Source organism: Pseudomonas sp. LBUM1660, from assembly GCF_059695935.1.
The window spans coordinates 3,070,908-3,083,910 of sequence record NZ_CP166795.1 but is presented as its reverse complement, the minus strand read 5'-3'; the positions used below and the strand labels follow the sequence as shown (position 1 = coordinate 3,083,910).

At 60.7% G+C, this 13,003-nt stretch carries 12 protein-coding genes; 4 read left to right on the top strand and 8 right to left on the bottom strand.

Annotation, left to right across the window (positions count from 1 at the left end; all coding sequences use genetic code 11):
- Positions 1-39 precede the first annotated feature (39 nt).
- The 3 genes from ACA068_RS14605 (at position 40) to ACA068_RS14595 (ending at position 4,658) form a co-directional block, all read left to right on the top strand.
- Complete coding sequence (locus tag ACA068_RS14605) at positions 40-1,785, top strand: phosphoethanolamine transferase CptA (protein WP_497310439.1); 1,746 nt, start codon at positions 40-42, stop codon at positions 1,783-1,785.
- 327 nt (positions 1,786-2,112) lie between these two features.
- Entirely contained in the window at positions 2,113-4,350 is a 2,238-nt protein-coding gene (locus ACA068_RS14600) for a TonB-dependent siderophore receptor (RefSeq protein ID WP_497310438.1), read from the top strand.
- Positions 4,351-4,448: 98 nt separating this feature from the next.
- Complete coding sequence (locus ACA068_RS14595; protein ID WP_094467355.1) at positions 4,449-4,658, top strand: hypothetical protein; 210 nt, start codon at positions 4,449-4,451, stop codon at positions 4,656-4,658.
- A 56-nt stretch (positions 4,659-4,714) separates the two neighbouring features.
- Here ACA068_RS14595 and chrA read toward each other — a convergent pair whose 3' ends face one another.
- The 6 genes from chrA to ACA068_RS14565 all read right to left on the bottom strand — a co-directional run bounded on the left by chrA (position 4,715) and on the right by ACA068_RS14565 (position 9,521).
- Complete coding sequence (chrA, locus tag ACA068_RS14590; protein ID WP_497310437.1) at positions 4,715-5,923, bottom strand: chromate efflux transporter; 1,209 nt, start codon at positions 5,921-5,923, stop codon at positions 4,715-4,717.
- 6 nt (positions 5,924-5,929) lie between these two features.
- Positions 5,930-6,421, bottom strand: coding sequence for a GNAT family N-acetyltransferase (locus ACA068_RS14585; protein WP_497310597.1), 492 nt, complete (start codon positions 6,419-6,421; stop codon positions 5,930-5,932).
- A 102-nt stretch (positions 6,422-6,523) separates the two neighbouring features.
- Positions 6,524-7,105 (bottom strand): DinB family protein, encoded by a 582-nt coding sequence (locus tag ACA068_RS14580; RefSeq protein WP_497310436.1) that lies wholly within the window; start codon positions 7,103-7,105, stop codon positions 6,524-6,526.
- 18 nt (positions 7,106-7,123) lie between these two features.
- The gene (gene zapE / locus ACA068_RS14575) at positions 7,124-8,242 is read right to left on the bottom strand and encodes a cell division protein ZapE (protein WP_497310435.1); all 1,119 of its coding nucleotides are present in this window, start codon (positions 8,240-8,242) and stop codon (positions 7,124-7,126) included.
- Positions 8,243-8,410: 168 nt separating this feature from the next.
- The gene (locus ACA068_RS14570) at positions 8,411-8,752 is read right to left on the bottom strand and encodes a nuclear transport factor 2 family protein (RefSeq protein ID WP_131058650.1); all 342 of its coding nucleotides are present in this window, start codon (positions 8,750-8,752) and stop codon (positions 8,411-8,413) included.
- 52 nt (positions 8,753-8,804) lie between these two features.
- Positions 8,805-9,521, bottom strand: coding sequence for a helix-turn-helix transcriptional regulator (locus ACA068_RS14565; RefSeq protein ID WP_497310434.1), 717 nt, complete (start codon positions 9,519-9,521; stop codon positions 8,805-8,807).
- A gap of 201 nt (positions 9,522-9,722) precedes the next feature.
- Here ACA068_RS14565 and ACA068_RS14560 point away from each other — a divergent pair, with 201 nt between their 5' ends.
- Positions 9,723-10,775 carry an aldo/keto reductase gene (locus ACA068_RS14560; protein ID WP_497310433.1) on the top strand — a complete coding sequence of 351 codons (1,053 nt, stop codon included), beginning with the start codon at positions 9,723-9,725 and terminating at the stop codon, positions 10,773-10,775.
- Between the two features lie 101 nt (positions 10,776-10,876).
- Here the strand turns inward: ACA068_RS14560 and speB are convergent, their stop codons facing one another.
- Complete coding sequence (speB, locus tag ACA068_RS14555; protein ID WP_497310432.1) at positions 10,877-11,836, bottom strand: agmatinase; 960 nt, start codon at positions 11,834-11,836, stop codon at positions 10,877-10,879.
- Between the two features lie 16 nt (positions 11,837-11,852).
- On the bottom strand, positions 11,853-12,944 hold the full coding sequence (locus ACA068_RS14550) for a polyamine ABC transporter substrate-binding protein (protein ID WP_497310431.1): 1,092 nt from the start codon (positions 12,942-12,944) through the stop codon (positions 11,853-11,855).
- Between the last annotated feature and the right edge of the window lie 59 nt (positions 12,945-13,003).

Here is a 13,003-nt window from a genome sequence, read left to right as displayed (position 1 = left end):
TCCCGACGGGTCGACGTGATTTCCTGGCTGGAGCGATGAATGACTGTGTTTAAACGCAGCACTACGACTGCGAAAGGTTTCGATTGGGCAGGATTTCTCTGGTTGTTCCTGTTCTTCTGGTATTTTTCCGGCATTACCCAACTGCTGATCCAACTGACGGGCACCTCGGGTTTCACCGGGTTCCGCCAGGCCTTTGTAATGAGCGCCATCTGGCTCGCGCCGATGCTGCTGTTCCCTAAACAGACACGCGTCATGGCCGCGTTGATCGGCGTGGTGCTGTGGGCCTGTTCGATGGCCAGCCTGGGTTACTTCTTCATCTATCAGCAGGAATTCTCCCAAAGCGTCATCTTCATCATGTTCGAATCGAACATCTCTGAAGCGGGCGAGTACATGACCCAGTATTTCGCCTGGTGGATGGTGGCGGCGTTCCTCGCCCACACCCTGTTCGCGTATTTCCTGTGGACGCGCTTGCGCCCGGTGTACATGCCCCGCGGTCGAGCGCTGGTTGCCGCCACCGCCATTCTGGTGGCCGTGGTCGGTTACCCGCTGATCAAGCAGACCGCGCGCACCGGCAGCCTGGCCGGTGGCTTCGAGAAATTCGAAACCCGCATCGAGCCGGCGGTGCCTTGGCAGATGGCGGTGGCGTATCACCGTTACCTCGACACCCTGGCCGGCATGCAAGACATGCTCGACAGCGCGAGCAAGATTCCACCGCTCAAGAACCTCAAGGACACGATGGCCAACCAGCCGGCGACCCTGGTGCTGGTGATCGGCGAGTCCACCAACCGTCAGCGCATGAGCCTCTACGGCTACCCGCGTGAAACCACGCCGGAACTGGACAAGCTCAAGGATCAGATGGCGGTCTTCGACAACGTCATCACCCCGCGCCCTTACACCATCGAGGCGTTGCAGCAGGTGCTGACTTTCGCCGACGAAGAAAACCCGGACCTTTACCTGTCCACGCCGTCCCTGGTCAGCATGATGAAACAGGCGGGTTACAAGACCTTCTGGATCACCAACCAGCAAACCATGACCAAGCGCAACACCATGCTCACGACGTTCTCCGAACAGGCCGACGAGCAGGTGTACCTGAACAACAACCGCAACCAGAACGCCGCGCAGTACGACGGCGACGTCATCGCGCCGTTCAACAAGGCCCTGGCAGACGCCGCGCCGCGCAAGCTGATCGTGGTGCATTTGCTCGGTACGCACATGAGCTATCAGTACCGGTACCCGCCGACCTTCAACAAGTTCACCGATCGCAAGGGTGTACCGGACGGCGTGCGTGATGACCAGGTGCCGACGTACAACAGCTATGACAACGCCGTGCTGTACAACGACTTCGTGGTGTCGAGCCTGATCAAGGACTATGCGAAGTCCGATCCGAACGGCTTCCTGATGTACCTTTCGGACCACGGCGAAGATGTCTTCGACTCCGCGGGCCACAGCACGCTGGGGCGCAACGAAGCTAAGCCGACGGCGCCGATGTACACCATTCCGTTCATGGCCTGGGCTTCGCCGAAATGGCGTGAAACCCATGATTGGAGTTTTGCCGGTGACCTGGGGCGGCCTTACAGCAGCTCGCACCTGATCCACACCTGGGCTGACTTGGCGGGCCTGAGTTTCGATGAACTGGACCGCAGCAAGAGTCTGGTCAGCGACAGCTTCACGCCGCGTCCGCTGATGATCGGCAATCCGTATGAGCGTCAGTCGCGTCCGCTGATCGACTTCAGCCTGATGAAACCGAAAAGCACGCCGACCGATCCTGCAGTCGCACAGAAATGATGTCCTGAGAGACCGGCTCCGATCTTTCAATACGGAGAGGAACTTGTGGGAGCGAGCTGTGGCGAGGGGATTTATCGAAACGTCGCACCGCCCCGCTGGGTGGCGCAGCCGCCCCAAAATCCTGGGCCTGCTTCGCAGTCCAGCGGGGATGTATCCCCTCGCCACAGCTCACTCCCACAGGGGATTGCGCCAGCCCGCTGTTCCCGCACGCTAGCTCCCCGAAACATCTTAAAATAACAATAATTCTCGTTTAGACCTAAATCCCCCCTCCACCCTTCGTCTTTGAACAAACGGAATTTTTCCCTCGAAGACAAGGAGTCGGCTGCGATGTTCGCGCCTATCACCCGTTCCATGACCTTTACCTTGGGCCTATGCAGTGCTGCCCTGAGCCCCGACCTGCTGGCTGAAACCGTCCCGGATCAAGAACCGAGCCGCACCCTTGAACTGGGCGCCACCAACGTGACCGCCCAGGGCTTGGGCAGCACCACCGAAAACACCGAGTCGTACACCACCGGTGCCATGAGCACCGCGACGCGGCTGAACCTGTCGATCAAGGAAACGCCGCAATCGGTGTCCGTGGTCACGCGCCAGCAAATGGACGATTTCAAACTCGGCACGCTCTCCGAAGCCATGAGCCAGACCACCGGCGTGGTGGTTCAGCACAACGACTCGGACCGCGTCAGCTATTCGTCCCGCGGTTACTCGATCAACAATTTCCAGATCGACGGGATGCTCAACACCTTCAGCTACATGAAGTCCGATTCCGACACCATCATCTACGACCGTATCGAAGTGGTTCGCGGCGCGACGGGCCTGACCACGGGCGCCGGCGATCCTTCTGCGACGATCAACATGGTGCGCAAACGACCGACCGCACAATGGGCGGCCCAGACCGGTGTCAGCGGCGGCAGCTATGACGATTACTACAGTTATGTCGACGTCGGCGGACCACTGGCCTTCGACGGGCGCCTTCGCGCTCGCGGTGTGCTGGCCTATCGCGACAGCGGTTCCTACCGAGACAAATACGAGCTGCAACGGGAAGTCGGCTACGGGATTGTCGAAGCCGACCTGACCGACGACACCGTGCTGGCCGTGGGTTACGACTATCAGGACAAGCAGGTGCAAGGCACCTCCTGGGGCACCGTGCCCTACTGGAATGCTGACGGCAGCAAAGCCAACCTCGGACGCTCCACCAACATGGCCACACCGTGGAGCTCCTGGCCGCTGAAGGACAAGACCGCGTTTGCCACGCTGGACCAGCAACTGGGCGCCGGCTGGCACCTCAAGGCGGCCTACACCCACCGCGAGAGTGACACCGACGGCAAGATCTACTACGGCGGTGGCGGCTTCCCCGAGGCGGATCGCAGCGGCATGACAGCCAACGTCAGCCACATGGTTGGCACGCAAAAAATGAAGGCCTATGACTTCAACGTGTCGGGGCCTTATTCGCTGTTCGGGCGTGAGCACGAAATGATGATCGGCTATGGCGAAGCCGAACGCGGCGAAGACAACCCTTACACCATTGACGGCGCACGGTCGCCGGATTACGAGAAAGTCCCCGACTGGAAGTACATGGGCGGCATTCCCAAATTCCCGGACACCGTCACCGGCCTGAAAGGCTCCGATGAAAGCACCCGGCAAAAGGCCGGTTACCTGGCCACGCGCTTGACCCTGACCGACGACCTGCACGCGGTACTCGGCAGTCGCTACGGCAGCTGGGAGATCTCGAAAAACACCTACAAATACGACAGCAACCTGCAACGGACCGGTGTCGAAGCCATCAGCCAGCAGCACAACGACATCTGGACGCCGTATGCCGGGCTGCTTTACGACCTCACGCCTGAATACACCGTGTACGTCAGCTACACCGATATTTTCAAGCCACAGGACGACCGCGACAGCAATCGCAAATACCTCGAACCGGTGGTCGGCAGCAACTATGAACTGGGGCTCAAGGGCAGCCTGCTGGAAGAGCGACTTAACCTCGCCACCGCGGTGTTCTGGAGCAAGCAGGACAACGTCGCCGAACGCGACGACTCGGTGCCACCGGACCCGGTCACCGGTGAAGAGTTCTTCAAATCAGGGGGTAAAGGCAACAAGGTCCAGGGCTTCGAAGCCGAGGTCTCCGGCGAGGTCATGGCAGGCTGGAACATGACGGCCGGCTACACCTACACCCACTCGGCCAATGGCGAGAAGCAGCGCAACAACACCGCCCAGCCGTTGAACATGTTCCGCTTCTCCACGGCTTATCGCTTGCCCGGCGACTGGCAGGCACTGACCGTGGGCGGCGCCGTGAACTGGCAAAGCGATGTCTACCGCGCCGCCAGACGCCCGGTCGGCCGTGGCGCCGATGGCGAGATCATCACCGCCAGCACCAACATCCGCCAGGAGGCGTACACCGTGGTCAAGCTGATGTCGCGGTATGAGTTCGACAAGCACCTGTCCGCTTCTCTGAACGTCGACAACCTGTTCGACAAAAAGTATTACGACAACGTCGGGTTCTATAACGGCGTCTATTGGGGCGACCCTCGCACAGTCACGCTGAGCCTGGACTGGAAGCTCTGACGCGGTTAATTCCCAATTGACGGAATCGGCGGATAATGGCTCGGCAACATTGCTTCATGGACGAAAGAGCACCCTATATCCGTAGTGGGAGGCACACCATGAAACGTACCGCGTTGATCCTCGCCAGTCTGATGATGTTCGGTTCGACCGCAGCCTTTGCCGAAGGCGGCGCCGAGCGAATGAGGTATTACTTCGAAACCCTGCACCTCAAACAACAGCAAGCTAACGGCATCGAAACCAGGACTATTGAACTAAGGGTTCCGAACGATCAAACCGCACAAGTGACCGAAACCTATCGGCCGAAATAAACGATGGCAAACGGGCGTCCGGACGGACGCCCTTTTTTATGCCTGTTCGATAGGGTTCACGCGCCCAGCAGCACACCGCAAATCCCGCCCAGCAGCACCAGCAACCATGGCGGGCATCGCCAGAACAGCAGCGCCATCAATGCCAGAAACGCCAACAGAACATCCAGCGGGCTGAGGATCGAAGTGGTCCACAATGGCTGATACAACGCGGCCAACAATAACCCGACCACCCCGGCATTCACCCCGGACAGCGCCGCTTGCACCCGGCCATTACCGCGCAAGCGCTGCCAGAACGGCAGGACGCCGATCACCAACAGCAGCGACGGCAGGAAAATCGCCAAGACGCCCACCAGCGCACCACTCCAGCCGCTGATGGACGCACCGAGAAAAGCCGCAAACGTGAACAGCGGCCCCGGCATCGCTTGCGCGGCGGCGTAACCGGCGAGAAACACGTCATTGCCCAGCAATCCCGTGCTCACCACCTGACTTTGCAACAGCGGCAATACGACATGACCGCCGCCGAACACTAGCGCCCCCGTGCGGTAGAAGCTGTCGAACAAGCGGGTCAGCGAGTCCGGCCAGTGATGCGCGATTAGCGGTAAACCCAGCAGCAAAGCCACGAACAATCCAATCGCCAGCCAGCTTGCCCGTCGACTGACCCGAATCGACAGGCCCTCCCTTTGCGCTGCATTTGTGTTGTTCAGCAAAGCCAGGCCGATCACCGCGGCCACGACCATCACCGTCAACTGCCCGCCAGTCGTTGGCCAGAGCAACACCCCGGCAGTCGCCACCAGCATGATGCCCACTTGCACCGGACCTCGGCATAACGTGCGGGCCATTCCCCACACGGCCTGGGCAACCACGGCGACGGCGACAATTTTCAGCCCGTGAATCAAACCTGCCGGCAACGCCCAGCCACCGTGGGAGATGCCCAATGCCAGCAGCGTCAGGATCAGCGCCGAGGGCAAGGTAAACCCTACCCACGCCGCCAATGCCCCCGAATAGCCGGCACGGGACAAACCCAGCGCCATGCCCACCTGACTGCTCGCCGGGCCCGGCAAAAACTGGCACAGGGCAATCAATTCGGCGTAAGCGGCTTCGCTCAACCAGCGCCGACGCGCCACGAACTCGCTACGAAAATAGCCCAGATGCGCGACAGGACCGCCAAACGAGGTCAGCCCCAGGCGCAGGAAGATCAGGAAAATCACCCACGGTTTGTCTGTTGTCACGGGTGCCCTGCCCTGCGCGTCATCGAGGCTGTTCATGTGGCGTTAAAGGTCCTTGGTCCAGAACAGCATTCGGCCATGGGCCGGGTCGAACATGCCGGGGGCAAATCCGAACTTGCCATAAGACGCCTGCGCGACGGCATTGCCCTCGAGGACTTCCAGAGTGATCTTGCAGCAGCCGCGTTGACGGGCAATATCTTCAACCTTTTGCAGCATTTTCTGACTCAGCCCCAGACCGCGAAACTTGGGCACCACCGACACATCGTGCACGTTGACCAGCGGCCGACAGGCAAACGTCGAGAAACCTTCAAAGCAATTGACCAGCCCGGCCGGCGCGCCCCCGACAAACGCCAGTACGCTGAACGCATGAGGACGCTTGGCCAGTTCCCCCGGCAGTTGTCGCAGGATGTCTTCGGGCAATGGCTGCCCGCCGCCCATCGGGTCTTCGGCGTAGGCATTGAGCACCACACCGATCGCCTCGGCATGCAGCGCATTGGTGTAGCTGGCCTGAAGTACCAGAATTTCTGCGGATTCCATTCCCATCGTCAACGTCCCGTCAAGTTGTCTCGGCGCGTCGCTCGCGCCGGGAGGTCGACGGACATTATCGCGAGGCGCAATCGGCGACAACCCGAACCTCTCTCAAACACCCCAAATCAGCGTTTCGGTCCAGCCCAATTCAGCAAAATCCCCGGCCCTCAGGTGCGATTCACCAACGCAGAAAAACTCGTCCAGTTGCGGCGGCTTGACCGAGGTGTCGCTGAGCATCGCGTGAACCTGACCGCGATGATGAATCTGGTGCTCGAACAGATGCGACAGCAGGCGCAAACGGCTGTCATGTTGCGGCGTGTCCCGGGCAATGGTCACGATTCGCCCCAGGTCGGCGTCGCGCAATTGTTCGCAGTAGGCAATCAGGCGACGGTCGACATGCGCTTGTTCACGTTGCAGGTCGGCGGCCGCCGCGAACGGTACGTCCTCGGTGAAAAACACATAACAATCAGGATGCGGATCGTCCCCGCGCAGTTCCCGCTCCAGCGCATCCACGTAAAACCAGTCGCAGGTCAGGATGTGGTTGAGGGTGGCGATGAGGCTGGGAAAGAAGCTTACTCGCGGTGCTGCCAGTTCCGCCGGGCTCAACTGATTCCAGGCTTTGGCGAGTCGGTAATTGGCCCAGGCATTCTGATACGCCATGGTCAGCAAATGATGAGACAGGGGCTGATTCATGTTCGCGGCTCCCGACAATTAGGCTTCGGCGAAACGTTGCAGCTGCATTTCCTGTAAACGGCTTAACGTGCGGCGGAACGGGAATTCCAGGTAACCCTCGGTGTACAACGCCGTCATCGGCACCTGCGCTTCGAGGTACAGCGGCACCTTGCGGTCGTAGCACTCGTCCACCAGCGCAATGAAACGCCGGACACCGTCGTCATGCACCGACAATTGCGGCAGCTCGCGATCACCGGCGGCGACCCGTTCGGCACCGTCTTCCGTGCCTCGGGCGATGCGTCCTTCGCGTTTCTGTGCGCTCAAATTTGGCACGTCGCTCAACAGAATAGCGCTGAAGGTGTCGCACAGCGCCATGAAGTCCATCGCGGCGAACGGTTGCTCGCACAGGTCGGCATAGCGACACCAGAGTACTGTCGAACTGGCCTGCACCACATTGATCGAGCGGAAACCGACCGTGATCGGATCGCTGGACGTGGGCTGGCCTGCGGTCAACGCGTTGAACACTTCAGCGAGCGCGCTGGGCTGCCCGGGCGCCGCTACCCAATACCGTTGCAGACCCGCCCCGGGATGCAGGCGATGGTCTTCGCCGCCGTCCACCGCGATTACTTGCATGTGCTTTTTGATCGCCTCGATGGCGGGCACGAAGCGGTCGCGGTTGAAGCCATCGGCGTACAGCTGGTCCGGCGGTTGATTGGAGGTGCAGACCACCACCACGCCCTGCTCGAACATCACCTGAAACAAACGCCCGAGAATGATCGCGTCACCGATGTCGTTGACGAACAACTCATCGAAACACAGCACCCGCACTTCGTGGCTCAACTCACGGGCCAGCGCCTGCAACGGGTCGGCAGTGCCGGTCAGCTGGAACGAGCGCTGATGCACCCAACCCATAAAGTGGTGAAAGTGTTGGCGTCGGGCCGGGACCTTGAGGTTTTGGTAGAACTGATCCATCAACCAGGTCTTGCCCCGTCCGACCGGGCCCCAGAGGTAAACGCCAGTGATCGGCGTGCGCCCTTCATGCAAGGCTTCGTGGCATTTTTGCAGCGCCCACACGGCATGTTCCTGGGCTTCGTCCTGGACGAAGCCCTTCTGTTCGATGGCGTGTTGCCAGGCGCTTAAGGGAGAGTCGACATTCATGCGCGAGAGTATACGTTTTCCTGTAGCAGCTGGCGGAGCCTGCGTTCGGCTGCGCAGCAATCGTAAATCCTGCGCCCTCGGATTATCTGATAGACCGCAGTGCCTGAATTCACGGCTGCTGCGCAGCCGAACGCAGGCTTTGCCAGCTGCTACAGGATCGCGTTCGGTTTACAGAGAGATGTCCAGTCGGGCGATCTTGCCCTGCTCGTTGAGGCGGAACATGTAGCGCAGTTCCAGCGGACTGCCGGGAAAGGTTCCGGAAATCAGGTTGTGCACCAGCACTTTGCCGGTGCGCAATTGAACGTCGAGCACTTCGACCCGTGGTTCATACCGTTGCGCGGTGTCTTGCATCCATTGGGCGATGGCTTGCGTGCCGATCCGGTGCTGGCCCTCATCGAACACGTTGGCATCCTCGGCAAAAAAGCTGCCGACCCGCGAGGTGTCGCGGGCGTTGGCGGCTGCAATGTAGGCGGCGATGGCGGGCGCCAGTGAAGAGGCTGGATTGGACATGGGTGCGGCTCCTTGTTGATTGATTCTGGAGCCATGCTAGAACAGGTCTGTGTCAGTTCTTGTCAGGAGTGAAACGCCCGGCTTCATCCAGTTGCATGTGCTTGCGCCAGGTACGCAACAGGTCGCTGCGCCGCCCCGGATAGCGCTCGCCCTGCTCATGGGCGGCGGAGATGCGGTCGGTGCGAAAGGTGCGGTAGGCACTGCGTAACTCACACCAGGCGACAATGATCCGCACCTCATTGAGAAAACCCAGCGCCAGTGGCCAGATCAGCCGCTGACTGGGCACCTGCTGAGCGTCCGCATAATCGATGTTCAGCTTGGACTGATCGCGGATGGCCTGGCGAAACACGTTCAACGGCACGGCATTTTGCGGATATCCATAGCCGCGCGGGCCAGGCAGCACCGTCGGGTTGCGCAAGGCATCCTGAGCTTCAGGCGCCAACACGGCAGCAATCTTGGCCAGGGCATCGGCCGCCGCTTTGCTCAAGACCTCGTCGCCACGCTGATCGACGTATCGCAATCCGAGCACGATGGCTTCGGTTTCGTCGGCATTGAGCATCAAGGGCGGCAGGAACAATCCGCTGCGCAACACGTAACCGACACCGGCTTCGCCGAAGATCGGTGCGCCCAGCGCCGTCAACTCGGCGATGTCGCGGTACAGCGTGCGTTCGGAAATCTGCAATTCACCGGCGAGCGTCGCGGCCGTGGCCGGACGACTTTTGCCTCGCAGCACTTGCAGCAACGTGAGTAAACGAGTGGTACGCGACACGATCGGCAGGCTCTTTCCTGAAAAGTCGTCGGAGCTTAGCAGAGGCTGCTGTCAGAAACTGGCAGGAGCTCATTGCCCGGCGGTCGGCCCTTTTGCCCTGAATGGAAAAGCGTCTTGACGGACAATATTACTCGCATCATATTAAATACATGTTGCTAGACATTTAAATCACCCCCGGCGTCGTTCTTTAGGAGTTACCTCATGCATTACAAAGTCTTCGGCCGCAAAACCGGCTTGCGGGTTTCGGAATTGGCGCTGGGCGCCGGTAACTTCGGCACTGGCTGGGGGCATGGCGCCGAGCGTGACGAAGCCAAGCGCATTTTCGACGGTTACCTGGAAGCCGGCGGCAACTTTATCGACACCGCCAACGGTTATCAGGCCGGCCAGTCGGAAGCCATGCTCAGCGAATTCATCGCGCCGGAACGCGATCGCCTGGTCATCGCCACCAAATACACCATGGGCACCACACCGGCCGCAGGCATTTCCCACACCGGCAACAACCGCAAGAACATGGTCCGCGCCGTGGAAGAAAGCCTTAAACGGCTCAACACCGATCACATCGACCTGTTTTGGGCGCACATCAGTGACGGCGTGACGCCGATGGAAGAGATCCTGCGTGGCTTCGACGACCTGGTGCGTGCCGGCAAGATTCACTACGCCGGGCTGTCGAACTTCCCGGCCTGGCGCATTGCTCGCGCCGATGTCTTGGCCGAAGTCCTTGGCTTTGCGCCGATTGCAGCGATTCAGGCCGAATACAGCCTGGCCGAACGCACCGCCGAACGTGAGTTGTTGCCGATGGCCGAAGCGCTCGGGCTGGCGGCTACGATTTGGTCGCCGTTGGGTGGCGGGTTTCTCACGGGCAAGTACCGCAGCAATGATGACAATAACCGCGCCGCTAAACTCGGCATGCTGATCCACACCGAGAAAAGCGCCCACGAAACAGCCCTGCTCGACACCTTGCTCGCGGTGGCGGCAGAGCTTAACGCCACGCCGACCCACGTGGCCATTGCCTGGCTGCGGGAGAAGGCCACGCGTTCGACGACGGCGCTGATTCCGATTCTCGGTTCGCGGACTCGTGAGCAACTGGATGCGACATTGGGCGCGTTGACCGTGCAATTGAGCCCGGATCAATTGTCGCGGCTTGATGGGGTCAGCGACGTGCCGAAGGGTGTGCCACATGAAACGATTGCCGGTTCGGCGGCGCGGTTTACCGGCGGTGAAACCCTCGACCTGCCAATCATTCCTGTGGCCTGAAAAAGCTTCGCGGGCAAGCCTCGCTCCTACAGAATTGCGGCGAACACAAAGTCTGTGAACGCCACAAATCTGTAGGAGCGAGGCTTGCCCGCGAAGACGTCTTACCGGTCTATTTTGTGCCTGGCCGCATACAGGCACAGCATCTCCATCGCCAATGTCGCCGCTGCCAGTGAGGTAATGTCCGCGTGGTCGTAGGCCGGCGCCACTTCCACCACGTCCATCCCCACCAGATTGATCCCGCGCAACCCGCCGAGAATCTCCAGCGCCTGCACCGTGCTCAAACCACCACACACCGGCGTTCCGGTGCCCGGTGCAAACGCCGGGTCGAGGCAATCGATATCGAACGTCAGGTACACCGGGTTATCCCCCACCCGCGCACGGATCGCCTCGACAATCGCCTCACACCCTTGCCGATGCACCTGCCGCGCATCCAGCACCGCAAAGCCCTGGTGATCATCATTGGTGGTGCGCAAACCGATCTGCACCGAACGTGCCGGATCCACCAGGCCTTCCTTGGCCGCGTGCCAGAACATCGTCCCGTGGTCGACGCGCTTGCCCTCTTCGTCCGGCCAAGTGTCGCTGTGGGCGTCGAAGTGAATCAGCGACAGCGGACCATGTTTGCGCGCATGGGCCTTGAGCAGCGGGTAACTGATGAAATGGTCACCGCCGAACGTCAGCATCGCGCAACCGCCGTTCAGGATGTGCTCGGCGTGGGCCTCGATGCTTTCCGGCACCGAGTGCGGCGAGCCGTAATCGAAGGCGCAATCACCGTAGTCAATGACCGCCAGATGATCGAACGGGTCAAACGTCCATGGCCAGTGACGTTCCCAGGCGATGCCGGTCGACGCAGCGCGAATGCCGCGCGGGCCGAAACGCGCGCCGGGGCGGTTGCTGGTGGCGGTGTCGAACGGCACACCGCTGACCACTACGTCGACGCCGCGCAAATCACGGCTGTAGCGACGACGCATGAAACTGGTGATACCGGCGTAGGTACTTTCGGCGGCAGTACCAAAGAGGCTGTCGCGGGTCATGGCCTGATCGTTTTGCATCGGGACGTCCATGGTGATCTCCTATTATTTATTGGCGGCTACGGAAAGTGGTCCACAGGCGAGTGCGCGAGCGCATGTCCTTGAGGCTCATGCTGCGGTCGGCGTACAGCCGTTCGCGGGTGTCGGCCAGGGGGTAGATGTCCGGGTCGGTCCGCACGGCTTCGTCCACCAGCGGCGTCGCTGCCTGGTTGGCCGTGGCAAAGAACAGCGTGTTGGTCAGCGCCGCCACGGATTCGGGGCGCAACATGAATTCGATGAACGCCCGAGCTGCCTCGGGGTGCGGCGCGTCCTTGGGAATCGCCAGGTTGTCCTGCCAGACCAGCGTGCCTTCCTTCGGAATCCGGTAGGCCACCTCGAACGGTTTGTTGGCCTTGCGCGCCTGATCAGCGGCCATGCTGGCGTCGCCGTTGTAGGTCAAGGCCAGGCACACGCTGCCATTGGCCAGGTCGCTGATCTGCCGCCCGGTGGCGACGTACAGCACATTGGGCTGCAGCTGATGCAACAACGCCTCGGCGGCTGTCAGATCTGCCTTGTCGGTGCTGTAGGGATCTTTACCGAGATAGTGCAACGCCAGGCCAATCACTTCCTGTGGTGAGTCGAGAATCGCAATCCCGCAGTCCTTCAGCTTGCTGGCGTATTGCGGCTTGAACAGCAGATCAAGGCTGTTGAGCGGCGCATCCGGCAAACGTTTTTGCACCGCTTCGACGTTAAGCCCCAACCCCAGCGTGCCCCAGGTATAGGGCACGCCATAACGATTGCCGGGGTCGACGGCCGCCAGTTTTTCCAGCAGGTCCGGATCGAGGTTGGCGTAGCCCTTGAGCCCTTCGTGAGGAATTTCCTTCAGCGCACCGGCCGCCAGCCCACGGGCCAACACGCTGGAGGACGGCACCACCACGTCATAACCGCTGCCGCCGGTGAGCAGTTTGGTTTCCAGCACTTCCGAAGAATCGAACGTGTCGTAACGCACGTGGATGCCGGTTTCCTTTTCGAAGCGCTGCAAGGTTTCAGGCGCCACGTAATCGGCCCAACTATAGAGGTTGAGGGTCTTCTCCTCAGCCTGGGCCGACGCGGCCATGGCGAGAAACAGCGCGGGTAAACACAGCTTGGATAGAGGAGCCATGACAAACACCTGACCAGAGGAAGTGGTTGCAGCGTGCGCGCTCGGATACATTGGCGAAA

Excerpts from the sequence above, each read along its gene's own strand:
- ACA068_RS14605 (WP_497310439.1), top strand. The coding sequence starts at position 40 with ATGACTGTGTTTAAACGCAGCACTACGACTGCGAAAGGTTTCGATTGG.
- ACA068_RS14600 (WP_497310438.1), top strand. The coding sequence starts at position 2,113 with ATGTTCGCGCCTATCACCCGTTCCATGACCTTTACCTTGGGCCTATGC.
- ACA068_RS14595 (WP_094467355.1), top strand. The coding sequence starts at position 4,449 with ATGAAACGTACCGCGTTGATCCTCGCCAGTCTGATGATGTTCGGTTCG.
- chrA (WP_497310437.1), bottom strand. The coding sequence starts at position 5,923 with ATGAACAGCCTCGATGACGCGCAGGGCAGGGCACCCGTGACAACAGAC.
- ACA068_RS14585 (WP_497310597.1), bottom strand. The coding sequence starts at position 6,421 with ATGGAATCCGCAGAAATTCTGGTACTTCAGGCCAGCTACACCAATGCG.
- ACA068_RS14580 (WP_497310436.1), bottom strand. The coding sequence starts at position 7,105 with ATGAATCAGCCCCTGTCTCATCATTTGCTGACCATGGCGTATCAGAAT.
- zapE (WP_497310435.1), bottom strand. The coding sequence starts at position 8,242 with ATGAATGTCGACTCTCCCTTAAGCGCCTGGCAACACGCCATCGAACAG.
- ACA068_RS14570 (WP_131058650.1), bottom strand. The coding sequence starts at position 8,752 with ATGTCCAATCCAGCCTCTTCACTGGCGCCCGCCATCGCCGCCTACATT.
- ACA068_RS14560 (WP_497310433.1), top strand. The coding sequence starts at position 9,723 with ATGCATTACAAAGTCTTCGGCCGCAAAACCGGCTTGCGGGTTTCGGAA.
- speB (WP_497310432.1), bottom strand. The coding sequence starts at position 11,836 with ATGGACGTCCCGATGCAAAACGATCAGGCCATGACCCGCGACAGCCTC.
- ACA068_RS14550 (WP_497310431.1), bottom strand. The coding sequence starts at position 12,944 with ATGGCTCCTCTATCCAAGCTGTGTTTACCCGCGCTGTTTCTCGCCATG.